The organism is Marinobacter sp., from assembly GCF_048266785.1.
Taxonomy (GTDB): Bacteria; Pseudomonadota; Gammaproteobacteria; order Pseudomonadales; family Oleiphilaceae; genus Marinobacter.
In genome coordinates, this window is record NZ_JBLWYX010000002.1 from 100,809 (window position 1) to 121,411 (window position 20,603).

The window sequence follows — 20,603 nt, forward strand, 5'->3', positions numbered from 1 at the left end:
TGAGGGTACTACATCTATGAAAGCATCGGGCAGAGCTTGCATTCCTGCCGTTTGCGCCAATTATATAGACCCAGAGAACAATCTTTGACCAAAAGCGAGGAGTTCAATGGACTTCAAAGACTATTACGCCGTGCTTGGTGTGAGCGAGTCTGCCTCCCCCGAGGAAATCAAAAAATCCTACCGAAAGCTGGCACGGAAGTATCATCCAGATGTCAGTAAGGAAGGTAATGCCGACGAGAAATTCAAGGATCTTGGCGAGGCATACGAAGTACTGAAGGATCCGGAGAAGCGTGGCGAGTACGACCAGCTGCGTAAATACGGCGCGCAGGCCGATGGCTCCTTCCAGCCACCTCCGGGCTGGCACAGTGAATCCGGATTTGGCGGCGGTGGATACACCGATGCAGATTCCCGCCAGTTCAGTGATTTTTTTGAGCAAATGTTTGGTGGGGGGCAAGGTTCTGGTCGCGGCGCGGGTGGCGGCTTTCGTCAGAACGTGCGCATGCGCGGCGAGGATGTTCGAGCGCGGTTGCCGCTGTTCCTGGAAGAAGTGTTTCACGGAACCGAAAAACAGGTTTCTTTTGCAGTGCATGAGGCGGATGAACAGGGTCGCATCGTTGTGCGCCAGAAAACCCTGAAGGTGAAAATTCCTGCCGGTATGCGCGAGGGGCAGCATCTGCGCCTGAAGGGCCAGGGTTCTCCCGGTATTGGCGGAGGTGCGCCAGGCGATTTGCTGATTGAAGTTGAATTGGCGCCGCATCCACTGTTCAGTGTAGAAGGTCGGGATGTTGTGGTTACCGTTCCAGTGGCACCTTGGGAGGCCGCATTGGGCGCGACAATCACTGTGCCGACCGTGGGCTCAAAGGTAAATGTAAAAGTACCCAAAGGCACCTCATCGGGTCGCAAACTTCGCCTTAAAGGCAAGGGGCTGCCGGGCAAGCATCCGGGCGATCAGATTGTTATCCTGCAGATAGCCATACCGGAGCAACATTCTGCGGAGGCAGAAAAGCTCTATAAGCAGCTTTCCGAGGCGGAGAAAGCCTTCAACCCACGCAGCAAACTCCATCTGTGAAGGGGAGAGTAAAGGATGAGTGATAACAACAGTATTCTGACCGTTGAAGTGATGGACTCTGATGGCAGCACCTTCACCCTTCACGAAGTGTGCGAGCGAAGTGAGTGCCACGCCGAGTTTGTAATCAAGCTGGTGAGCTACGGCATTATTGCGCCCGTAGAGCCGACAGTTGAAGCGCGCCAATGGCTGTTTGATTTGGCAGCGCTGGCCCGGCTGCACAAGGCAAGACGTTTGCAGCGGGATCTGAAGATGAACCTGCCGGGCCTTGCCATGTCCCTGGAGCTTCTCGATGAAGTTCAGGACATGCGCCGGGAGGTGGATCGCCTTAGCCGACAGCTACAGCAATTGACGGGAGAATAGTACGTCTGGTTGGTAACCCTCGCTTTACGGATTTTCGTCGAGTGCCTTGATTTCGGCGTAAATCTTTTCAGCCTCTTCCATCAGGGTTCCGTGGCTCCGTAAGTCGCCGTTGCGCTGCGCATGCAGCGCTTTTGCCAGTTTTTCTTCGTACGCTTTCTGCAGCTTTTTCTTCGGGTCACCCTTCAAAAATCCCAGCATTTTTTTGTCTCATTTCGCGTTTGTGTTCATAACTTTACGTTGAGTCTGTCTGAAAGTTCATAAATTAAACAGGTATTACTCCGGATAATTCAGATATATGGGAATACAATCCCAAACATCAATAACCCGTTGACCAACCCACTCCATCAGGGCCTGTTTCGCATTCTGCGACCTCTTGCGAGGTTGCTTTTGCGTAACGGCATTCCTTTTGGAGAGTTTTCCGAGTTGGCCAAAAGAGCCTGTGTGCCCGCAGGGGACAGTAAAGAAATGCTCCAAAACTTCGGTGAGGACGTATCTGATATCATAACCACAGTTGATTACAATCTGGTCTGTGGCGAAGGCGGTCGACAGCCGTTGTTCCGGCGCACGCTGACTTACAACAGTATTCCTCCGGAGGTCATGGCGTCCTGGCTGGGGCCACAAGTTCGCGATGTGTCTGGCGACCAGGCTGATGGCGCATCGCAGGAATCGTTTCGAACCGGAGTCAGTGTCTTCTACTTTGAAGAAGCACCTTTTACGGAAGTACCCCGCCCGGTTCCAAGAGAGAGAAGACATCATGAGTTTCAGTATCCAGCCTGAGTTCATTATTCGCTGGGAACCAACCGAACTTGCAAGCACCATATTGTCTGGCCCCGGTCGTGAAGTCGTGAGCCACTGGATCAGTGCCTTGGCGTTTCTTGATGAGAATCAACACCCGGTTTTGCTGGCAGTGAATAATCAAAGTGAGCCCTCCTTCAGCCAACTCGTGCAATCTGTTAATCCGGGTTATGCCCCCTCTGTAATTCTCAACGAGTTGTTGCGCAAAGGCGTGGTCGAGCAACTTGAGAGTGGCCATGTTCTGCTCCGGCGGAGCACCTATGTGCATGATGTTCCAGAATTTGAATCATCGCCCAAGGTGAGGCGGAAAAAGCACAGCCCGGGACGAAGTGCGGGCCGGCGACACAACGACGAAATCTGATACGAACATCCCCGGCAAAGCAGCCGGGGCAACCCCTTTTGCATCTTTTTGAAGACCTGCTACAAAACCCTACATAAAGAAAACCCACTTTCTGCCGTGTTTTGCTACAACTGTGTTTCTAGGCATTTCAATGAATAAAAAACGAACGTTCCGGGTGCCGGAATAAACGAATGAGGGAGTTTTTATGGCCTCTCGGTTTCTGAAAAATCTGCTCTCCATCAGGCTGTTTCGGCCAGTTTTATTGTTCTGGTTGTTGCGGGCCTGGCACAGGTTGTGATCAGTCAGTGGCTCATATCAGATCAGGTTGAGCGTTTGATAGGCGCCGCGGGCTTGTCGTCGAGCCTCACACTCGTGGCTGTGAGCTCCATGGTTATTCTTCTGGTTCTGGTGGCCGCGGTACTCGGAGGCAGCGTATTGCCTCGGGTTTTACGCCTGAACTCCGCAATTCGCAGCATCGCGGACGGTGAAGCCGACCTGACTCGTCGAGTGAATATGAAGGGCAACGATGAGCTCACGAAAATGGCCCGGAGTGTTAACCAGTTTATCGCACGCATTCAGGAACTGGTGTCCGACGTCAAGAGACGAGGCTTGTTTCGCCAGTTTAGCTGCAAAGCCGTGTACGGGCCGCCTGGTACTCTTGCTTCAGTCTTGAGACCAGAGCTTCAACGCTGAGCACATCGGTAATCTGGCTCACGCCTTGCCCAGCGGACCACACGGTTTTCCAGGCTTTGGCCTCATCATCAATCGGCTTGAGCTTTTCACCGTAATTGATCTCGCCGGACTGGTTTAGCTTGTCCATCTGAAAGCCTGCGGCCTCAAGGCTTTGGCGCATGAAGCTTGCAGGGATGCCAGAAACGGCAGGGGTGTGGATGATGTCGCTGGATACAGATTCAATAATCATAGTGCGATAAGCATCCTCTGCCTGGGATTCTGTGGTGTTGATGAAGCGTGTTCCCATGTAGGCAAGGTCTGCCCCCAGGGCCTGTGCTGCCAGAATGTCTTCGCCATGGGAAAGCCCGCCGGCCAGCAAAATGGTGCCGTCGAACACTTCACGGATTTCATGGACCAGAACAATGGGGTTGATGGTACCCGCATGGCCGCCGGCGCCGGCGGCGACTGCAATAACGCCGTCCACACCAGCCTCGGCTGCTTTGCGGGCATGCTTCTGGTTGGTCACATCGTGGAACACTACGCCACCATAACTGTGCACGGTTTCTACCACCTGGCTGGCAGCACCCAGCGAGGTGATGACGATGGGCACCTGATGCTTTGCGCAGAGTTCCAGATCGGCCTGCCAGCGTGGATTGGAGTGGTGCACAATCAGGTTGACGGCATAGGGCGCAATGCTGGCTTCCGGGTTCTCTTCCTTGAGCTTCCCGAGACCTTCACTCATCTGAACCAGCCACTCTTCAAAACCTTCGCTCGTGCGCTGATTCAACGCTGGAAAGCTGCCGACGATGCCCTCCCGACAGCATGCAAGCGCCAGCTCCGGGCCAGAAATCAGGAACATCGGGGCTGCGACGAGGGGCAGTCTGAGCGAATCCATGCGAAAAGCGGCACGTGACATGAGATCTCCTTAATTTGTATTGGAACTTTTGTAGGATATAAAGGATCTTAGCCTGCCTGAACGATTGTGTGAATGTTCGCCTGCTAACAAATATCGGGCTACGTCTGGAAAACAACAAGGAGTAAGTAATGGGTGAAAAAAAACGTCGCGAACAAACCGGAGCGCCGGCACCGCGGAAAGCCAATTCCCGAAAGCCTCTGGCAATCGGAGTAACAGTGCTGGTTCTGGCCGCAATTGTTCTGGGTGTTGTATTCCTTACCGCAGCGCCCAAACCGACCTCGGATGAGCTGCCGGTTGCCGCGCCCAATGCGGAAGCCTTTCCAGCGCAACTGGATCAGTACGGCGTTTCTGTGGGTGCTGATAATGCTCAGGTTGTTGTACGCGAGTTTGCGGATTATCAGTGCCCGGCTTGCGGAGCATTTTCTGAAGCCAGCAAGCGCCTGAAACAGGAGTATGTTGAGGCAGGAAAGGTTCGGTTTGTGTATTTCGACCTGCCGTTGCGCCAGCACCAGAATGCCTTTCCCGCTGCCCAAGCCGCTCGTTGTGCCGGCGACCAGGGGGCGTACTGGGAAATGCACGAACGCCTTTACGATTCGCAGACAGAATGGAGTGGTTCGAATGACCCGGTGGCAACCTTCGCGCGTTACGGCAATGATTTGGGTCTGGACGAGCGCCGTTTGCGCCGTTGCATGACAACTGAGCTGCACCGCGAAGCCGTTGAAGCAAGCCGTCGCGTTGCCATGCAGTTGCAAGTGACCAGCACGCCAACCGTATTGGTGGACAACATTCGCCTTACCCGCCCGGGTTGGGGTCAGCTTTCAGCGCTTGTGGAGAGGGAACTCTCCAGCGCCAGCAAATAAGTAACGGATTCAGGCCCGGATCTGTCAGGGCTTGAACATAAGCCAGAGTGGGTTAAAATCTGCGCCCTCTCTGGCTTAAACCTTCCAGATAAACAAACCCATGCTCCGGATTTACGATCCGGCCCGCAGGAGAACCCCATGAGCAACACCGTTGTTGTCTGCGCGCTATACAAGTTCGCTGTTCTGAATGATTACAAAGCCCTTCGCCAGCCATTGCTGGATATTATGCTGGCCAACGGTGTGCACGGCACTCTGTTGCTGGCCCGGGAAGGCATAAATGGCACCGTTGCCGGAAGTCGCCGCGGCATTGACGTGGTTCAGGCCTGGCTGGCCGCCGATGAGCGCTTTAACGGTATTGATTACAAGGAATCGTTCGTAGATACCCAGCCGTTCAAGCGCACCAAGGTGAAGCTCAAGAAGGAAATCGTCACCATGGGCGTTGACGGCATTGATCCGAAGCGCATCGTGGGCACGTACGTGGAACCCGGAGAGTGGAACAACCTGATCTCCGATCCGGACGTCCTTCTTGTTGATACTCGCAACCAGTACGAAGTGGAAATAGGTACCTTTGAACATGCCGTAAACCCCTCTACAGACACCTTTCGCGAGTTTCCGGACTATGTGAAGCAGAACCTCGACCCGGCAAAACATAAAAAAGTTGCCATGTTCTGTACCGGCGGTATTCGTTGCGAAAAGTCCACGGCGTACCTGAAAGAGCAGGGATTTGAGGAGGTTTATCACCTCAAGGGCGGCATTCTGAAATACCTGGAAGAGGTGCCGGAAGAGCAAAGCCTCTGGAAAGGTGAATGTTTTGTATTTGACGACCGGGTTACGGTCAATCATCGTCTGGAGCGCGGCGGTTACGACCAGTGCCATGCTTGCCGCCGCCCGATTACCGAGGCTGAGAAGCAGTTTCCCGAGTATCGGCAGGGTGTGAGTTGTCACCGGTGCATTGATTCGCTGAGCGAAGAACAGAAAGCGCGTTTTGCAGAGCGAGAGCGCCAGATTCGTTTGGCGGATGCCCGTGGTGAAACGCATGTAGGCGGTGACGCCGCCCGCTTTATTGCTGAACGCAAGGCACGCAAAAAATCAGAACGTGAACGCCAGGCGGAGAAAAGCCTGGAAGGTGAAGCCAGAAATACCGCCCGGTAACCAGAATCAATCGGCCTGACCCCGTTATCAAGGAGTGTTCATGAGTTTTAAGAAAACAGTGGCCATTATTGCTATTTCAGCTGCACCACTGGCTTACGGCCAAGGTGCGAAAGACTGGGAAGGCGAGGCAGAGCTAGGTGTGCTCATGACCTCCGGCAACACTGAAGAAACCAATATAAACGGGCGCCTTGGGCTGATTCATGAGGTAGTCGACTGGCGCAATATTGCAGATTTCAGCTCGAACTACTCTGAAGCTCAAGATGACACGACGGGCGAGGACCAAACCACAGCTGAGAAGTACAAAGCGGCTCTTGAAACCAATTACAAGTTTGATGAAAGCCAGTACTGGTTTCTGCGCGGCACCTACGAGAAAGATCGTTTCTCCGGCTACGATTTTGAATCTACAGCCACCACCGGTTACGGCAACCGTGTCTGGCAACGTGGCGAGCGCTCATTCCTTGATCTGTCGGTCGGTGCCGGTTATCGCTATAACAAGCTGGAAGTTGTGAATTCCGACGGTGAAGACGTTGAAAAGGAGCCGATCGGGCGCCTGGCGGCCCAGCTCAACTACGCGCTTTCCGAGAACGCGCTGTTTCAGCAGAAATTGAGTACGGAAATCGGGTTGGATGACAACAATGCTATCAGCCAGTCAGAGACCGCGATCAAGGCCAATATTGTTGGCAGCCTTTCCATGAAAGCGGCCTACCGAGTGAAGCACGTATCCGACGCGCCGGCGGGCAAAAACTCTAAGGATACGGAGACGTCGATCACACTGCTATACGGTTTCTGAGCCCTCACGCACGGCCTCAGACCTTGTTCCTGAGCCCCAACTCGTCCGGATAGGGGCTCAGGTACTGTTGCAGGCGCAGGTAATCCACCGGCTCCCTGCGTTGTGCCATTCTCAGTAACGTCATAGGTACAACCAGCGGCACCTCGCCTCGGCCATAAGCTTCAATCTGCTCTACCAGAACCTTGCGATCCTCGTTCCCCATGGCATCCCGCAGATAACCCATCAGGTGTTGCATCACATTCATGTGTGAGCCACGGCTTACCTTTTGAGTCATCGCATCCGTAAACGCCTGAATGTAGCGGCTCGCAATGGTTTCAAGGGCATCCGCTTTGAGATCACCCAGCATTGGGCCAAGCTGTCGGTAGATTTTCTCGGAGTGCGCCAGTAACTGGAACTTGTGACGGGTGTGAAACTCGATCAGTGCTTTTGCAGAGAGGTTCGCGCCAGCAACATTTTGCATCCAGTCCTCATAGGCAAACACCCGCTCAATAAAATTCTCCCGGAGTGCGTCATCGTTCAGCCGGCCTTCCTCTTCAACCGGCAGTAACGGGTAAGCCCGCATCAGCGCCTCGGCAAACATTCCTTGCCCGTCACGCCGAACCACCTGGCCTTCCGGGTTGTGAACCTTGATGCGCTCCATGCCGCAGCTTGGGGATTTAGCCATCAGTATGTAACCGCGCAGGTGGGCCAGCTCAGGCAAAATCCGGCTTGTGAACTCCTGCATGGCGCCCGTGTGGTCGGCAGTGCCTTTGGCTTCTGTCAGGCGCATACCGTCTGGATGTTCCCGCAAATGAATGGCCGGTCGGGGTACGCCCAAGCCGGCTTCCAGTTCCGGGCAAATGGGTTGGAAATCAAAGTGCTGTGATAACACCTGCGTGCAATAACGGGAATGTTTATGGCCGCCGTCGTGACGAACTTCTTTGCCCAGCAGACAAGTGCTGATTCCCACAGGAATGCCGTTCACGCTTCTCTCCGTTTTCTTAGCTTTTTATCGTTGAGTGCCAGAGTAGTAGCGTAAATCTCGCGAACATCACTGGCAAACTGTTCCACTGAAAAGTCTTTGGCGAATGCCAGAGCCTGTGCGGAAAGCGTATTCCTCAGGTCATCATCTTCCAGCAAGTGCTTTACCTTTGCGCACCACTGATCCTGCCTTTCCGGAGTTTTGAAACCATTAAAACCGTGGCGTATCACGTCGTCGATACCACTGGAGCGCACGGCGACCACAGGCAGGCCTGCTGCCATGGCTTCCAGAATAACCATGCCCTGGGTTTCGGATTTGGAAGCAAACAGAAAGGCGTCGCCCAGGCGATACCAGACAGCCATGTCATCTGGCGGTACCGCGCCAGCCAGAGTGATGCAGGTTTCAAGGTCGAGTTCCTGAATCTTGTTTTGAAGGCGATCTTTCTGGTGGCCGTCACCGATCACCAGGACGTGAAAGGGTTTGTTCGTGCGCTGGCGTAATGCGCTGATCGCTTCGATCATGAAATCAATATTTTTCTCGTTCGACAGCCGCGACACGCTGATGAAAACCACCTCATCGTTCAGCTTCAGAGTCTTGCGAAGCTCTGCAACTTCGTCGTCCGTTACCCTTTGAAAACGCTTGTACTCAATCCCTGTGGGTTGCACGAAGGTGGGTGTTTTCACGCCGATCATCCGGAGGTACTCCTCGGTTGAGTAGGTCGGCACGATAACGCCATCGCATTTGTTGGCAAAGCGTTTGATCAGCGCATGGGAGATGAGATTACGGAAAATCAGGCCCGGCAGCGGCACAAAGTGGGCGTAATGCTCCAGCCTGGTGTGGTAGGTGTAAATCGCGGGCACCTTGAGCCTGCGTGCCATGAACAGTCCGAGCGAGCCCAGCCAGAACGGGTGGTGCAGGTGAACGATGTCCGGATGAAAAGCCCGAACCTGTTTTCGGATTCGGCCAAGAAAGATGTTGGCCAGGCGGAATTCGCGCTTCTCGCCCATGGTGAACAGAGAAGGAACCCGGAGTACGTGTTCTTCAACCTCCGGTTGATCCTTGTAGCGCGGTGCCACAACCATCAGCTTGTCGCCAAGTTGTTCCAGTCCTCGCCTCAGCCGGGCAATGGAAATGGGTACACCACCTATAAACGGCAGATAGTTGTTGGTGAACATGGCCACTCGTAACGGTTTCTCCAGCCATGGCGTAGGGTCAAGATCGTAGTCCGGGTAGTAGTCCTTGCCGACAAAGATAGTGGCGTAGAGCTTGATGGTGATCGCTGCGAAGATGGCCACAATCAGAATGAAATTGAGATAGCCGGTATAGAACAGTGAATAGACGAAGAACCACAGGCTTTCGAGTCGTTTCAGAACCGGGTGTTGGCCGACTTCGACCTGTTGAAGCGTGTGGCTGACTTCGCCTTCAGGGCTGATGTTCACTCGCACGTAATGATAGAAGCTGGTGTCGTCATTCAGTATCAACCCACCTGCACCACCGGTGGTAATGAAGAGCGTTTCATCGACTTGCTTCTCGGAGTACAGCGAGAGATTGGAAGAGAACACCAGGTCTATCTTGTGCTTTTTAACAGTATCCAGCAGTGCACTCCGGAATTCGGATGGGGCAAGATAATCCTCCGGCTCGTCGAAAAGTGCATCTTCTACCGGCTCAAGAGGAGGGTGGCCGATAAACAGAATTCTGGCTTTTGAAGTGTCCTGACTAAGCAAGTCATCCAGCCAGCGGATCTGCCACTGCCAAGGTGTTTTCCCGGTGCTGTCCAGAAAAATCAGCCGACTGCTGCCGGCTTGAATGCTGTAGAAGTGCGGCCCGAAATGGTCATAAAAACGGAAGCTGCCAAAGTCCTCATATTCGTGGGCGCCAAATGTAAGCAGATACGGCATGTCCAGATGGCTGAGGGTTCCGTACAGGGCGCGGTATTTGTCTTCGCCACCACTGCTGACGGCATTGCCGGCCGATATCAGGAAGTCCATATCCGAGGCATTGAGCTCCGGAATAATGCGCTCTTCAAAAATACCGACCGAGTTGTTGATGTTGCCAACGACGGCAAAGCTGAAGGGTTCAGTAGCGGACAGGTCACGATGAATCTGCTCAACCTGCTCGGTATGAACGCCCGCGAAGTCTTCCATGAAAAAATTCAGGTAGGCCTTGTAGCCCACCAGCAATATCACGATCAGCAGGCAAAGATAGAACAGTAGTTTTAGCGGGTTTCGGAAAATCATCCGGGGTTCCTGCGACTTTTAATCAGTTCTCTTTGCAGCACGACCAGGCCGATGATCATGCCGAGATAAATGGTGATCAGGCGCCAGCTTACAATAACCAGAATCAGGTGGTTCCCTGAAAGGATACCGCTGAAAAAGCTGCCGAAGACACCCTCGGAAATGCCGGATGCGCCGGGAGTTGGCGAGAAATACATAATAAACGTTGTCACCACCAGCAGCCCCAGCGACATCAGGTAATCAACATCGTAACCCAGGGTGTAAATCAGCAGGGCCGGGAAGCTGAACAGGCTGAGCAGGAATACGGCTGTGAAAAGGACTGAGAGGACAACGAACAGCGGCCGGCCCCTAAGGTAGTCACCAAAGCTGTACGAGAACCGCAACATCTCCCGCCGTGCCTTGAACTGCCATCGCTGATGGCGGGTATCGCTTATGAAGTGCCAGCGGTTAAGCGTTTTGAGCAGGCCACTGAGCGGCCCGATGAGCCAGCGTGTGCGAAACAGCAGGGTAATGAAAAAACCGAGATACAGCAGAATGAAGATGGCCAGTGCGAAGCCCAGATCGCCGGTGATGGTTTGGCTGTCAAACGCATCCAGTGTCAGCAGAAAAACGGGCGTGAGAGAGAAGATGAAAAACACGGCCAGCACGGTTCTGATCGTCGTCGCAGCCGTGGCTCTGCCCACGGGAACCCCATGGCGATTCAGGTACCAGATCTGAGCGAACCCACCACCGGTGGCCATGGGGGTGACGTTGGAAAAGAACAAATTGATAAAAACCAGACGAAATATTGTCGGAAAGGACAAGCGGTGCCCGAGGGCGCGCAGCGTGAAATGCAAGCGCAGGCCGTCAGAGATGAAATACACCAGCAGCAAAGCAGCAACGGCCACAAGGGCTTGTGGTGCAATCAGCTGGATATCAAAACTGATACTGCGCTCTGCGAACTGATCGTACACGGCATAAAGCCCTACCGCAGTAAGCACAATAAAGAGCAGGCTGAACAGTATAAGGCGTCGTGCTGAGGTTCGTGGCTGGTAACTGGTGTCGGTTTTGTCAGTCATGGGCTGCCCGTCAAAATGAGAAGGGCAGTTTACAGGACACTCGTGGTCATAAACCAACATGGTGGTGTCTGTGGAAGTATTCACAGAGTTTGAATTGGCGTTCCCGCTGGCTTGCCGGCACGGACTAAGTAGAAGACAGGGCCCGCTGAATCATCACCCTCTGATGCTCAGCAAACTCCCGAATAACAGCCTGGGCCTTTTCCACATCCCGATCCAGAACCGCCTGCGGAAGGCGAGTGAAAAACTGGCTTGTCTGAGTAAGCCCGTGGCGATAACGCTCGGCGCTCAGATAGTAAGTGCGGCTGACCGCCGGCTTGAAGTTTGAAAGCGCCTCCGTGAGGTACGGGTTGCCCACCAGCTCACAGCAAGCCTCCATCACCTCAAAACTGGCCTCCACCACCGCCGCGATATCGGCCGACGGCTTCTTCATTTGCTCAACAGCACTTGCGGCCACAGCCAGCATGCGCTCCCTGTCGCTCTCCTGCCAGCGTTCACAGAGCCTTGTCGCAAGCATCAGAAGAAGGTGCATGTAAACGTCGTACAGCTCCGAGGCATGATTGGCATCCAGCCTTGAGGCAGATGCGCCTTTGCGGGGAGTAATTTCCACCAGATGCCAGCGCTCAAGAGTGTACAGCGCCTCTTTTACAGAGGCCCTACTGACCTTGAGTTCACCGGCCAGCGTGGCTTCCTGAATGCGCTTGCCAGGCTGTATCTGCCCGGTCATGATCCGTTCTGCCAGGTAATTGGCGATTTGCTCTGCCAGGGTATTAGGCACCTTGAAATCCATAAAGATTCTCTGAACAGGTCTTGAAGGCCGGCGATCCGAAAGTCGGCTCCGCTTCGGCGGGAGAGTGTATGGCGCGAGTTTATCACAGCCCGTGATTTGCCCGAGAGCCTCCTGCAGATGATCGCATACCCCTTGAAATTCCGCTAAAACGCACGCAGATATACACCCTTAACTTTTCAAGATGATAAAGGGAGTTCCCATGCCCAAGCACTTTGAACAAGCCCCCGGCCTGCATGAAGAACCGGTTCCGGAAACGGAAGGCTATGTATTCAATCAGACCATGTTGCGCATCAAAGACCCTGAGCGTTCCATGGACTTCTATACCCGGGTAATGGGAATGCGTCTGGTACGTAAACTGGACTTCCCGGAAATGAAGTTTACGCTCTATTTCCTGGGCTACCTTGATGACCGGCAAGCCGGCTATGTGCCCGTAGATGACGCTTACCGAACCACCTACACGTTCGGGCGCGAGGCCATGTTGGAGTTGACCCATAACTGGGGCACGGAAAACGACAAGGATCTTGCCTACCACAACGGCAACGACGAGCCCCAGGGCTTCGGCCATATCGGAATCGCAGTACCGGACGTCTACAATGCCTGCGAACGATTCGAAAGCCTGGATGTTGAATTCGTCAAAAAGCCCGATGACGGCAAGATGAAAGGCCTGGCTTTTATCAAGGATCCGGACGGTTACTGGATTGAAATACTGCAACCGGACATGCTGGAGAAACAGCGCAAGAACAGCTGATCAGGCTGATGTTTGTGTGTCGTCCTTCGGGGCGACACCGGGTTTTCCACCATAACGTGAGGCTACGATCACCGCGGCGGTGAGTATCAGTGCGCCCGCTATGCCAATCGGCCCCAGAACCTCCTCCAGAAAGATCCAGGCAAGCAAAGCGACAAACAGCGGCTCCAGCGTGACAATAATGCTGGAAAGCGTGGCTGGCGTGGTTTTCATGCCTGCAAAGAAGCTCACGTAGCCGATGCAGGTGGGCACGATGCCGATAAAGGCCACCATCAGCCAATGCCGAAGCTCCAGTTCTTGAATTCCCTCAAAGCCACCACTGAGCACCACCACGGGCAGCAGAATAAGCGCCGCTGTAAAAAAGCAGATGAAGGCGGTGGTAAAGACGGATGTACCGGTGGAGCTATAGCGGCTTGTCAGTGTGAAGCCGGTGTACACCAGCGCTGCCAGGAGTGCCATGAGTATGCCCGCGAGGCGCAATGTGCCGCTGGTACCCATATCGCTGAGTACCAGCATGGTGGTGCCGATAACCGCAGTAATCAGAGCTATAATGGTCACCAGCCCTGGCTTTTCTCCAAGCAACGGAGCCGCCAGTATCACCACCAGCACAGGCGGCAGGCACAAGGCAATCAGCGTGGCTATGCCCGCACCGGTCAGATCCACGGCAAGCAGATAGCTGCCCTGGTAGATAGCCTGAAAGAGCCCAAGCGCCGCAAGCGGCACAAGAGATCTCAAATTCAGTTGCCGCAGCGAGCTGCCGGGTGCATTGGCATCGGCGTTTCGAAGTTGCTGTTGCTCCCGGCGCATCAGCAACCAGAAAAACGGCAAGGCAGTGGCCAGCCTGAGAAAGGCCAAAGTGATGGCTTGCAGCTCCGTTCCGGTAAACAGAGATTTTGCAACGATCCCCGTGGTCGCCCAGAGCAGGGCTGCCAGGGCGATTAGCAGGGCGCCTCGAATCATTCTACAACCAGTACGATCAACTCTTTGGGGCCGTGAACACCATAAGCCAGAGTCTGTTCAATGTCGGCAGTTTTGGATGGCCCGGATACCAACAGGGCGTTTGTCGGCATGCCAGACGCCCAGTTCTGCTCCTGCATCGCCTCGTGGAAGGTTGAGTAGAGTCCAGAGGCTTCCAGCACTGCAATATGGATGGGAGGCACAAGGCTCATAAGGCGAGGCTCATCTGGTGTTGGCCACAGAATCAGTGATCCTGTTTCCGCTATGCCACCGCGGGTGGAGGTGATGCTGGCATCCACTTCGTTGAACAGGTGCGGTTGCCAGCTTCCGATCGGCTCGTCATAGATCAGCAGTTCCGGCAGATCACCGCGCCCCGAATCACGCAATGCACGACCGATTTGGTGTGCAGCTGGAACCAGTAGGTTGCGGGCGCCGCGGCATGAGAGGATGTCGGCAAGCCGCGCAATCCAGGATTCCCGCGTGCACCTGTGCACTTCTCCATGCACCGATTCTATGGTTTTCTCAAACTGATCAATGCGTTCAGCCACTGAGGAAGATGGCCGCTGCAGTACCGAGAAGTCGCAATCTGGTATGACCAGTTCGCCACCGCTGCGGTTACGCAGGCGTTGTAAAATCGTATCTCGGGAGCTCATTGGCCACGCTCCTTCATGCGTTCGTGGAGTGTTTTGGCCGCCAGTTTTGGTGCCGTACGGTATTTTGTCCAGCCACCAAGCTGCCCTGGTTGCAGCTTGCGCAGGCGTGCGGCGATTGCTGTTCCAAACCGGTAAACGCCAGGGCGTGCGTGCATCCAGCTCCAGCCTTTCCAGATCATTGCTTCCACTGTGCCGCGTTTCGCGCCGTGGCCGCGAATTTTGGCGGGGTTGAGCTTATCGCCGTCCACGGATTCCTGGCGCAGGCGCACCAACAGATCCGGTATCGGAATTTTAACCGGACACACCTCGCCACAGGCGCCGCAGAGACTTGAAGCCGTGGGCAGGTGCCGGCCTTCATCCAGACCGATAAGGTGAGGCATCAGGATTTTGCCAATGGGGCCAGGGTACGTAGTGCCATAAGTGTGGCCACCCACGCGGGTGTAAACCGGACAATGGTTCATGCAGGCGCCACATCGGATGCAGCGCAGGGTGTCCAGCAGTTCGTCGTCCTGATAGATGGACGAGCGGCCGTTATCAACCAGCACCAGATGGACTTCTTCCGGGCCGTCCAGTTCTCCCGGCTTGCGTGGACTGGAAATCATGTTGAAGTAAGTAGTGATGTGTTGCCCGGTGGCAGATCGGGTCAATAGCGCCAGAAGAGGAACTACATCTTCCAGATTGCCTACGACTTTTTCTATGCCGGTAACGGCGATATGACAGGGTGGCACCGTGGTGGTCATGCGACCGTTGCCTTCGTTCTCGACCAGACAAAGCGTGCCGGTTTCGGCAACCGCGAAGTTCACGCCGGTGACACCCACATCCGCATTCATGAACTTTTCACGTAACTGAAGGCGGGCGCTGGCGGTCAGGTATTCCACATCGTTGGAAAGGTCGGTGCCGGTTTTTTCATGCATCAGCTCGGAAATTTCACCGGTATTCTTGTGAATCGCGGGCATGATGATGTGAGAGGGTGTTTCTCCTGCAAGCTGGACTATGTATTCGCCAAGATCCGATTCCAGCGCTTCAATACCCCGTTCTTCAAGGTAATGGTTCAGCTCCATTTCCTCAGACACCATGGATTTGCCTTTGATCACCGTTTTGGCATTCCTGGCCACACAGATATTCCGGACAATTCTGCAGGCCTCATCGCCATCAATTGCCCAATGCACTTTGATGCCGTTTGCGGTGAGCGTTGTCTCAAGCTGCTCGAGCAAGTCCGGCAGGTTTGCCAGCGCCCGCAAGCGGACATTGGCGCCCAGATCTCTCAGAGCTTCCAGATCCCAGCCTTCAAAAGCGTCCTTGCGCTTTCTGATCAGCCCGTCCATGGCTTTGCGGAAATTCTGGCGTATCTTGGGATCCGCAATGGCCGCCCTGGCACGGGAGTGAAATTCCTTGACGTCGATGTGGTGCGGGTCTTCTGCGGTGGATTGACTCATGACCCACCTCCATTGGTCGGACTTGTGCGTTCCCAGAGAAAACTCAGGATGTGCTGGCCTTCGAGGGGTTTGTTGTTCTTCTCGGCGAAACCGGCAATGTTCATCATGCAGCCGCAGTCTGTTGTCACGAAGGCTCCGGCTCCGGTATCGGTAAGGGCATCCACTTTTTCGCTGACCATGGCTCCGGAAATTTCCGGGTGACGAACGGTGAAAGTGCCCCCAAACCCGCAGCACTCCTCAGCGCGAATCTGTTCAACCAGGTTTACGTTTTGCAGTTGCCCTATCAATCGAGGGCCAACCTCAGCTACGCCCATCTCACGGCGTGCGGAGCAGGAGGTATGCATGGCGACCGTGGTTGGCTCGCCCAGATCTTCCAGCTTTATGTGGCACACGTTCAGAAGAAAATCCGTCAGCTCCCAGGTTCGGGCAGCAATTTCAGTAGCCTTTGCCTCCTGATCGGTCTTCTTGAACAGACTCGGGTAGTGCTTGCGCATCATTCCACCGCAGGAACCAGAGGGCACGACGATGGGCCAGTCTTCCGGGAACAGATTGAGCTGGGCCTTTGCAACCGCCCGGGCTTCATCATGGTAACCGGAGGTATAAGCCGGCTGGCCACAGCATGTCTGGTCTTCGGGAAAGATGACTTTAATGCCTTCACGCTCAAGCAGCTGGATGCCAGCCATACCCGCATCCGGGTAGAACATGTCGATCAGACAGGTTGCGTAAAAATAAACATGGGAGGGTTTGGGCGGGTAAATCTTAATGGGATCAGCCATAGCATGCCACTCGAGCCGGTTAGAATTCTTGTCCGGTAATCATAGGGCGGCAGAAGTGTTGTTACCAGAATACTTTCGTGGGACATGGGGATGAAAATGCAGAGCGGTAGCCCGATGCCATCGCTCTGATTGTGATAGAGGGAAGTTGTCCTCTGGCCACTTATTTTACCGTTAAGCGCTCGGCGTTTTTCTCAACGGTGCGTACTCCAATGCCTTTCACATTGGAAAGGTCCTGTGTTGTCGCAAAGGGTCCGTTGGCTTCGCGGTAAGCGACAATCGCTTCGGCTTTGCTGTCACCAATACCGTCAAGGCTCGCGAGAGTAGCTGCGTCTGCACTATTGATATTAATGGCGGACTGATCTGCGTACGCAAATCCGGTTGCAAGGCTGAACAGCAGTACGAGTGTGGCAAAAAAAGATGAGTGCTTCATGTTAATAGGACTCCTGAGGATCAAATGCGTCGTTATGGTTATGAGTCAGAGCGCAAGAACAGCAGGAGCAAGGTTTTCGGGTTCAGGACGAAATGCGAAGAAAAACAGGTTGTCTGTGACGTGCAGTGCACGGACAAGGACCACATTCCATGTGATCCCCGATTTTCCGTGGCTGACCCCCGCCTGTTCCTTCAGGCTGTTGCTCATCCTGAGCGCTTCATCCTTGAACCAACGTTCCTTGCTGGCTTGTCATCCCTGACGCTGTTAATTCTAGCGGGAGTGTACTTGTGGGCTACCGGAGATTGACTCGCTGACTTGTGAGAGATCTCCTACAGGCAGCGTAGGCTCGGACCTTATCGGCGAATCCTATACGTTACAGCGAGTGTCCCAGTAACCCCAACACACCAAGTGTAATCAAATAGCCTGCGACAATGTAGTTAAGCAGGCGCGGGAATACCAGAATGGCAATGCCTGCACCCAGGCTAATAAGCGGGGCGAGTTCCAGTTGAAGTGTCATAATTGTCCTCGGTGATTATTTTTTGAAAAATGAAAGGAACCCGCCGGCTGCGATCAATGCCGCGCCACCGATGAGATACCACATGGTGTTATCAGTGAAACGCCCGGTTAGAGTCTCGCTTATCTGGTCACCAACAGACTGTGTAGATTGATAACCGAAGTAGAGCAGGGCAATGCCTACTACGAGTAAAACGATACCGACGAGTTTTGAGCTTCCCATGAAATTCTCCTTGTGCGCACAGCGGGTGTCGTAGTTCCCGGACGCCCTGTCTGGCTGCCCGGTCACTTTTCATCTTACTCAAAAAGGATAGTGCTTTTAAATTAAAGTGTTATCCATGTGGCATGATTTTTTCTTCTTGTTTGGATGCTGAACAATAAATCCAAGAAGGAGCACACCATGTCGAACGTTTCGTTCAACTGGATTCGTCGCGTCGCTATGCCGGCGTTGACGATTTCTATCGCGTTCATGTTGCCCTCGCTGCCTGTCAGTGCTGGCCAGACCGATTCCTATACCCTGCCACAGCAAAGCTATAACCAGTCCCGTGCCCGGGAATACACGGTGTACGTCCCGGATAATATCCAGTCGCCGGCACCTATGGTTATGGCGCTGCATGGTTGTAAACAGACCAACAACGATGTTTTGAATGACTGGGGCATCAAGGCGGCTGCGGATCGGTATGGCTTTATTCTCGTTGCGCCTTATATCACCAGCTATGATGGGCTGCGCAATCAGAACTGCTGGGGGTTCTGGTTTGAACACCATCGCCACCAAGGGGCTGGTGAAGTGGAGGACCTGCACCAGATCGCCCTGGCGGTTGAAAGTAACTACGCCATTGATTCACAGCGCCGCTATATCACAGGCCTGTCATCCGGCGGAGCCATGGCAGTTGTTGCCGCGGTAGCGCACAACGAGTACTGGGCCGCAGCTGCGCCAGCGGCTGGAATCCCTTATGGAGAGGACGCGGCTTCGGTATCTTTATCCGGCCAGTGCCCGGGCAGTGCGACATTTCACAGCCTGGCCCGGGTGGTCTCCGACATGGACGCCGAGCTGGATGATGCCTATCCCATCCCCTTGATGGTGCTGCAGAACAAGAATGACTGCACTGTTATAAAAGCTTCTGCTGATCTCATCCGTGACGCGCACCTCAAAGTGTTTGGTGATCCTGCTTTCGATACGCCGGCTGAAGCGGAGGCCGAATCGGTTACCTGCTCGCCTTATTACCAGAATAACTACGGCTGTATTCGTACCCGTTACACCCAGAACGGTACCAGTGGTTCCCGGTCGCTGGTTGAGACCGTTTATTTCGATGGGCCCTTGGCCACGCCTAACTCACAAGATACCGATCACGGGCATTACTGGGTTGGAGGCGAGCAGGGCAGCAATGGCAAATGGGCTCTCCGAGTTGGGCCGAGTTATCCGGATATTGTCTGGAGCTTTTTCGCAGCTCACAGTCGTGATGGCACAGCTCCCGAAGGGTTTCCGGTCATCACTCTGATAGGTGACAACCCCATGTCCGTTGCGTTGAATACGTCATTCACGGATCCTGGGGCTACGGCAGAAGATGCGGAAGACGGGGCCGTTTCGGTAACGGCAGACTGCAGTTCAGTCAATGCATCTGCGGTAGGCACCTATTCCTGTGTCTACACCGCAACGGACAGCGACACCAATGTGACCACGGCAGAGCGCCAGGTTGACGTAAAAGACCCGAATGCGCCCACGGAAACCTGCGAACAGGCGACAGCATCACCCAGTGCCCATATTTCTGCAGGCCGTGCCTACGCAGGTGGCAACTACAATCTTCGTACTTATGCGAATGGTGATGATGTCGATATCGGTGGTTCGTTCGATAGCTGGAGCAGTGTGCTGCTGTATGAGGGTGATCCGGGCCAGTGGTTCACCAGCGAGCCCGCTGCATGCAGCGGCAGTGGTGGCGGTCCCTTTGCCTGTCAGGACTGGAATGCCAGCAACCTGAGCCACAACATGGCTTCGCGCGCCTATTACGCCGGTGGTTACTACAGCACTGGAGGCGACGATTACCTTGGAGCCTTCCCGGGTGATTACGCCTGGGTCAAGGAAACCTCAGAGGGAGTGTTCGAGAAGGGACAGTGCCAGTGAGAGAGCGGGGGAGCGGTTTGGTCACATTAATCTGTTGACCAAAAATGACGATGGAGTACCCCCCGCGTTCGCTGTGCGTGGATACAGAAATGTCGTTTTAAAACAGCCCTATCTGGGGCTGTTTTTCATTGAAGTGCAGGGGTTCCAGTCCATCCACACGTTTGCTCAAAAGCTCCGTCCAGATTTCGGTGAGGGAGAGAGCATCGCCAATATCCGGCATGTGCAGGAAAAAATACGGGCGACGTCCTTCCTCTATCCAGTTGGCAACTCGCTCAACCCAGGGCGCGAGATAGCGCCGGTTGGATTCAAGATCCGGGTGGCCGATGTAGCGGATTACCGGAGCTGCATCACCTGGAAGCAAGTGCACCGGCACTCGAGGTTTCTTGCGTTGGGCTTCAATGGTGATTTCGTTATCCGGAGTGGCCGCAAACAGAGCCCGGGTGTCCATGCACACGCGTGATACGCAACGTTCACGGAGGCCGCGGTTCAGCGCTTTTTCGGCTTCGCCTTTGCTGAAAAAAGCGCTATTGCGAACTTCGACGGTGCACTCCAAAGGGGCTGGCACGGCATCAACAAAACGCCATAGATTGCTCAGGTGCTGTGGCCCGAACGCAGCGGGAAGCTGCAAGAGGAAAGGGCCAAGTACGTCCTCCAGTGGCGCAACAACCTCCAGAAAGTCCCGCATGCCAGCGTCTACGCCAGAGAGCAGTCGGTCGTGAGTGATAAGGCGGGGAAACTTGAGCAGAAAACGGAAGTCGTCTGGTACCTGCAGGCGCCATTGCTGACACTGCTCCCGGCTGGGTGTGGCGTAAAAGGTCGTGTTGCCCTCAACACAGTTAAACACCTGGCTGTAGCGGTTCAGCGGGCTTTTGCCCGACGGTAGCCCGCTCTTCCACGCGGGGTGTTGCCACTGCGGGCAGCCAAGAAAATAGGGGAGTGCCATTGTCAGCGGTTCCGGATGATGAGGCTTTATGGTTGCG

At 54.5% G+C, this 20,603-nt stretch carries 25 protein-coding genes; 10 read left to right on the plus strand and 15 right to left on the minus strand.

Going from position 1 to position 20,603, the window contains the following annotated elements; genetic code table 11:
• Positions 1–106 precede the first annotated feature (106 nt).
• A complete protein-coding gene (locus ACN0V1_RS03940) occupies positions 107–1,069 on the plus strand; it encodes a DnaJ C-terminal domain-containing protein (protein WP_417543750.1) in 963 nt (320 codons plus the stop codon).
• A gap of 15 nt (positions 1,070–1,084) precedes the next feature.
• Positions 1,085–1,429 carry a chaperone modulator CbpM gene (locus ACN0V1_RS03945; protein WP_417543751.1) on the plus strand — a complete coding sequence of 115 codons (345 nt, stop codon included), beginning with the start codon at positions 1,085–1,087 and terminating at the stop codon, positions 1,427–1,429.
• Between the two features lie 24 nt (positions 1,430–1,453).
• Here ACN0V1_RS03945 and ACN0V1_RS03950 read toward each other — a convergent pair whose 3' ends face one another.
• A complete protein-coding gene (locus tag ACN0V1_RS03950; protein WP_417543752.1) occupies positions 1,454–1,627 on the minus strand; it encodes a DUF6435 family protein in 174 nt (57 codons plus the stop codon).
• A gap of 267 nt (positions 1,628–1,894) precedes the next feature.
• Between ACN0V1_RS03950 and ACN0V1_RS03955 the strand changes: the two genes are divergently transcribed.
• The 3 genes from ACN0V1_RS03955 to ACN0V1_RS03965 all read left to right on the plus strand — a co-directional run bounded on the left by ACN0V1_RS03955 (position 1,895) and on the right by ACN0V1_RS03965 (position 3,257).
• Positions 1,895–2,206, plus strand: a complete 312-nt coding sequence (locus ACN0V1_RS03955) for a hypothetical protein (RefSeq protein WP_417543753.1) — start codon at positions 1,895–1,897, stop codon at positions 2,204–2,206.
• The gene (locus tag ACN0V1_RS03960; RefSeq protein WP_417543754.1) at positions 2,184–2,585 is read left to right on the plus strand and encodes a DUF6502 family protein; all 402 of its coding nucleotides are present in this window, start codon (positions 2,184–2,186) and stop codon (positions 2,583–2,585) included. The genes ACN0V1_RS03955 and ACN0V1_RS03960 overlap by 23 nt, the downstream gene beginning before the upstream one ends.
• Positions 2,586–2,951: 366 nt before the next feature.
• Positions 2,952–3,257 carry a HAMP domain-containing protein gene (locus tag ACN0V1_RS03965; protein WP_417544041.1) on the plus strand — a complete coding sequence of 102 codons (306 nt, stop codon included), beginning with the start codon at positions 2,952–2,954 and terminating at the stop codon, positions 3,255–3,257.
• Here the strand turns inward: ACN0V1_RS03965 and ACN0V1_RS03970 are convergent.
• On the minus strand, positions 3,187–4,152 hold the full coding sequence (locus ACN0V1_RS03970) for an NAD(P)H-dependent flavin oxidoreductase (protein WP_417543755.1): 966 nt from the start codon (positions 4,150–4,152) through the stop codon (positions 3,187–3,189). The genes ACN0V1_RS03965 and ACN0V1_RS03970 overlap by 71 nt on opposite strands.
• 128 nt (positions 4,153–4,280) lie before the next feature.
• Here ACN0V1_RS03970 and ACN0V1_RS03975 point away from each other — a divergent pair, with 128 nt between their 5' ends.
• The 3 genes from ACN0V1_RS03975 (at position 4,281) to ACN0V1_RS03985 (ending at position 6,954) form a co-directional block, all read left to right on the plus strand.
• Positions 4,281–5,012, plus strand: coding sequence for a DsbA family protein (locus ACN0V1_RS03975; RefSeq protein WP_417543756.1), 732 nt, complete (start codon positions 4,281–4,283; stop codon positions 5,010–5,012).
• Positions 5,013–5,150: 138 nt separating this feature from the next.
• Complete coding sequence (locus ACN0V1_RS03980; RefSeq protein ID WP_417543757.1) at positions 5,151–6,164, plus strand: rhodanese-related sulfurtransferase; 1,014 nt, start codon at positions 5,151–5,153, stop codon at positions 6,162–6,164.
• 40 nt (positions 6,165–6,204) lie between these two features.
• Entirely contained in the window at positions 6,205–6,954 is a 750-nt protein-coding gene (locus ACN0V1_RS03985; RefSeq protein WP_417543758.1) for a DUF481 domain-containing protein, read from the plus strand.
• Between the two features lie 16 nt (positions 6,955–6,970).
• On the opposite strand, the gene ACN0V1_RS03990 is transcribed toward ACN0V1_RS03985, so the two are convergent.
• The 4 genes from ACN0V1_RS03990 to ACN0V1_RS04005 all read right to left on the minus strand — a co-directional run bounded on the left by ACN0V1_RS03990 (position 6,971) and on the right by ACN0V1_RS04005 (position 11,994).
• Positions 6,971–7,918 (minus strand): YbgA family protein, encoded by a 948-nt coding sequence (locus ACN0V1_RS03990; RefSeq protein WP_417543759.1) that lies wholly within the window; start codon positions 7,916–7,918, stop codon positions 6,971–6,973.
• Positions 7,915–10,152, minus strand: a complete 2,238-nt coding sequence (locus ACN0V1_RS03995) for a glycosyltransferase (protein WP_417543760.1) — start codon at positions 10,150–10,152, stop codon at positions 7,915–7,917. The genes ACN0V1_RS03990 and ACN0V1_RS03995 overlap by 4 nt, the downstream gene beginning before the upstream one ends.
• Positions 10,149–11,207 carry a lysylphosphatidylglycerol synthase transmembrane domain-containing protein gene (locus tag ACN0V1_RS04000; protein WP_417543761.1) on the minus strand — a complete coding sequence of 353 codons (1,059 nt, stop codon included), beginning with the start codon at positions 11,205–11,207 and terminating at the stop codon, positions 10,149–10,151. Before ACN0V1_RS04000 ends, ACN0V1_RS03995 begins: the two co-directional genes overlap by 4 nt.
• Before the next feature lie 124 nt (positions 11,208–11,331).
• Entirely contained in the window at positions 11,332–11,994 is a 663-nt protein-coding gene (locus ACN0V1_RS04005) for a GntR family transcriptional regulator (RefSeq protein WP_417543762.1), read from the minus strand.
• Positions 11,995–12,193: 199 nt separating this feature from the next.
• Between ACN0V1_RS04005 and gloA the strand changes: the two genes are divergently transcribed.
• The gene (gloA, locus tag ACN0V1_RS04010) at positions 12,194–12,742 is read left to right on the plus strand and encodes a lactoylglutathione lyase (protein ID WP_417543763.1); all 549 of its coding nucleotides are present in this window, start codon (positions 12,194–12,196) and stop codon (positions 12,740–12,742) included.
• Here the strand turns inward: gloA and ACN0V1_RS04015 are convergent, their stop codons facing one another.
• The 8 genes from ACN0V1_RS04015 to ACN0V1_RS04050 all read right to left on the minus strand — a co-directional run bounded on the left by ACN0V1_RS04015 (position 12,743) and on the right by ACN0V1_RS04050 (position 17,727).
• On the minus strand, positions 12,743–13,699 hold the full coding sequence (locus ACN0V1_RS04015; RefSeq protein WP_417543764.1) for a DMT family transporter: 957 nt from the start codon (positions 13,697–13,699) through the stop codon (positions 12,743–12,745).
• A complete protein-coding gene (locus tag ACN0V1_RS04020) occupies positions 13,696–14,349 on the minus strand; it encodes a LutC/YkgG family protein (protein WP_417543765.1) in 654 nt (217 codons plus the stop codon). Before ACN0V1_RS04020 ends, ACN0V1_RS04015 begins: the two co-directional genes overlap by 4 nt.
• Entirely contained in the window at positions 14,346–15,785 is a 1,440-nt protein-coding gene (locus tag ACN0V1_RS04025; protein ID WP_417543766.1) for a LutB/LldF family L-lactate oxidation iron-sulfur protein, read from the minus strand. The genes ACN0V1_RS04020 and ACN0V1_RS04025 overlap by 4 nt, the downstream gene beginning before the upstream one ends.
• On the minus strand, positions 15,782–16,561 hold the full coding sequence (locus ACN0V1_RS04030; protein ID WP_417543767.1) for a (Fe-S)-binding protein: 780 nt from the start codon (positions 16,559–16,561) through the stop codon (positions 15,782–15,784). The genes ACN0V1_RS04025 and ACN0V1_RS04030 overlap by 4 nt, the downstream gene beginning before the upstream one ends.
• A gap of 160 nt (positions 16,562–16,721) precedes the next feature.
• Entirely contained in the window at positions 16,722–16,991 is a 270-nt protein-coding gene (locus tag ACN0V1_RS04035) for a ComEA family DNA-binding protein (protein WP_291949951.1), read from the minus strand.
• A gap of 45 nt (positions 16,992–17,036) precedes the next feature.
• Positions 17,037–17,198, minus strand: coding sequence for a hypothetical protein (locus ACN0V1_RS04040; protein ID WP_417543768.1), 162 nt, complete (start codon positions 17,196–17,198; stop codon positions 17,037–17,039).
• 166 nt (positions 17,199–17,364) lie between these two features.
• Positions 17,365–17,508, minus strand: coding sequence for a DUF3096 domain-containing protein (locus ACN0V1_RS04045; RefSeq protein WP_417543769.1), 144 nt, complete (start codon positions 17,506–17,508; stop codon positions 17,365–17,367).
• Between the two features lie 15 nt (positions 17,509–17,523).
• The gene (locus ACN0V1_RS04050; RefSeq protein ID WP_072796478.1) at positions 17,524–17,727 is read right to left on the minus strand and encodes a DUF3185 family protein; all 204 of its coding nucleotides are present in this window, start codon (positions 17,725–17,727) and stop codon (positions 17,524–17,526) included.
• A gap of 177 nt (positions 17,728–17,904) precedes the next feature.
• On the opposite strand from ACN0V1_RS04050, the gene ACN0V1_RS04055 reads away from it, so the two are divergent.
• The gene (locus ACN0V1_RS04055) at positions 17,905–19,623 is read left to right on the plus strand and encodes a PHB depolymerase family esterase (protein WP_417543770.1); all 1,719 of its coding nucleotides are present in this window, start codon (positions 17,905–17,907) and stop codon (positions 19,621–19,623) included.
• A 97-nt stretch (positions 19,624–19,720) separates the two neighbouring features.
• Here ACN0V1_RS04055 and ACN0V1_RS04060 read toward each other — a convergent pair whose 3' ends face one another.
• On the minus strand, positions 19,721–20,566 hold the full coding sequence (locus tag ACN0V1_RS04060; protein WP_417543771.1) for a DUF72 domain-containing protein: 846 nt from the start codon (positions 20,564–20,566) through the stop codon (positions 19,721–19,723).
• Positions 20,567–20,603 lie beyond the last annotated feature (37 nt).

Coding starts and splice junctions, on each gene's coding strand:
- ACN0V1_RS04040 (WP_417543768.1), bottom strand. CDS start 17,198: ATGAGCAACAGCCTGAAGGAACAGGCGGGGGTCAGCCACGGAAAATCG.
- ACN0V1_RS04005 (WP_417543762.1), bottom strand. CDS start 11,994: ATGGATTTCAAGGTGCCTAATACCCTGGCAGAGCAAATCGCCAATTAC.
- ACN0V1_RS04025 (WP_417543766.1), bottom strand. CDS start 15,785: ATGAGTCAATCCACCGCAGAAGACCCGCACCACATCGACGTCAAGGAA.
- ACN0V1_RS03950 (WP_417543752.1), bottom strand. CDS start 1,627: ATGCTGGGATTTTTGAAGGGTGACCCGAAGAAAAAGCTGCAGAAAGCG.
- ACN0V1_RS03980 (WP_417543757.1), top strand. CDS start 5,151: ATGAGCAACACCGTTGTTGTCTGCGCGCTATACAAGTTCGCTGTTCTG.
- ACN0V1_RS03970 (WP_417543755.1), bottom strand. CDS start 4,152: ATGTCACGTGCCGCTTTTCGCATGGATTCGCTCAGACTGCCCCTCGTC.
- ACN0V1_RS04030 (WP_417543767.1), bottom strand. CDS start 16,561: ATGGCTGATCCCATTAAGATTTACCCGCCCAAACCCTCCCATGTTTAT.
- ACN0V1_RS04035 (WP_291949951.1), bottom strand. CDS start 16,991: ATGAAGCACTCATCTTTTTTTGCCACACTCGTACTGCTGTTCAGCCTT.
- ACN0V1_RS04045 (WP_417543769.1), bottom strand. CDS start 17,508: ATGACACTTCAACTGGAACTCGCCCCGCTTATTAGCCTGGGTGCAGGC.
- ACN0V1_RS03995 (WP_417543760.1), bottom strand. CDS start 10,152: ATGATTTTCCGAAACCCGCTAAAACTACTGTTCTATCTTTGCCTGCTG.
- ACN0V1_RS03945 (WP_417543751.1), top strand. CDS start 1,085: ATGAGTGATAACAACAGTATTCTGACCGTTGAAGTGATGGACTCTGAT.
- ACN0V1_RS03965 (WP_417544041.1), top strand. CDS start 2,952: ATGGTTATTCTTCTGGTTCTGGTGGCCGCGGTACTCGGAGGCAGCGTA.
- ACN0V1_RS04055 (WP_417543770.1), top strand. CDS start 17,905: ATGTCGAACGTTTCGTTCAACTGGATTCGTCGCGTCGCTATGCCGGCG.
- ACN0V1_RS04000 (WP_417543761.1), bottom strand. CDS start 11,207: ATGACTGACAAAACCGACACCAGTTACCAGCCACGAACCTCAGCACGA.
- ACN0V1_RS04050 (WP_072796478.1), bottom strand. CDS start 17,727: ATGGGAAGCTCAAAACTCGTCGGTATCGTTTTACTCGTAGTAGGCATT.
- ACN0V1_RS03975 (WP_417543756.1), top strand. CDS start 4,281: ATGGGTGAAAAAAAACGTCGCGAACAAACCGGAGCGCCGGCACCGCGG.
- ACN0V1_RS03985 (WP_417543758.1), top strand. CDS start 6,205: ATGAGTTTTAAGAAAACAGTGGCCATTATTGCTATTTCAGCTGCACCA.
- ACN0V1_RS03960 (WP_417543754.1), top strand. CDS start 2,184: ATGAGTTTCAGTATCCAGCCTGAGTTCATTATTCGCTGGGAACCAACC.
- ACN0V1_RS03940 (WP_417543750.1), top strand. CDS start 107: ATGGACTTCAAAGACTATTACGCCGTGCTTGGTGTGAGCGAGTCTGCC.
- ACN0V1_RS04015 (WP_417543764.1), bottom strand. CDS start 13,699: ATGATTCGAGGCGCCCTGCTAATCGCCCTGGCAGCCCTGCTCTGGGCG.
- ACN0V1_RS04060 (WP_417543771.1), bottom strand. CDS start 20,566: ATGGCACTCCCCTATTTTCTTGGCTGCCCGCAGTGGCAACACCCCGCG.
- gloA (WP_417543763.1), top strand. CDS start 12,194: ATGCCCAAGCACTTTGAACAAGCCCCCGGCCTGCATGAAGAACCGGTT.
- ACN0V1_RS03955 (WP_417543753.1), top strand. CDS start 1,895: ATGCTCCAAAACTTCGGTGAGGACGTATCTGATATCATAACCACAGTT.
- ACN0V1_RS04020 (WP_417543765.1), bottom strand. CDS start 14,349: ATGAGCTCCCGAGATACGATTTTACAACGCCTGCGTAACCGCAGCGGT.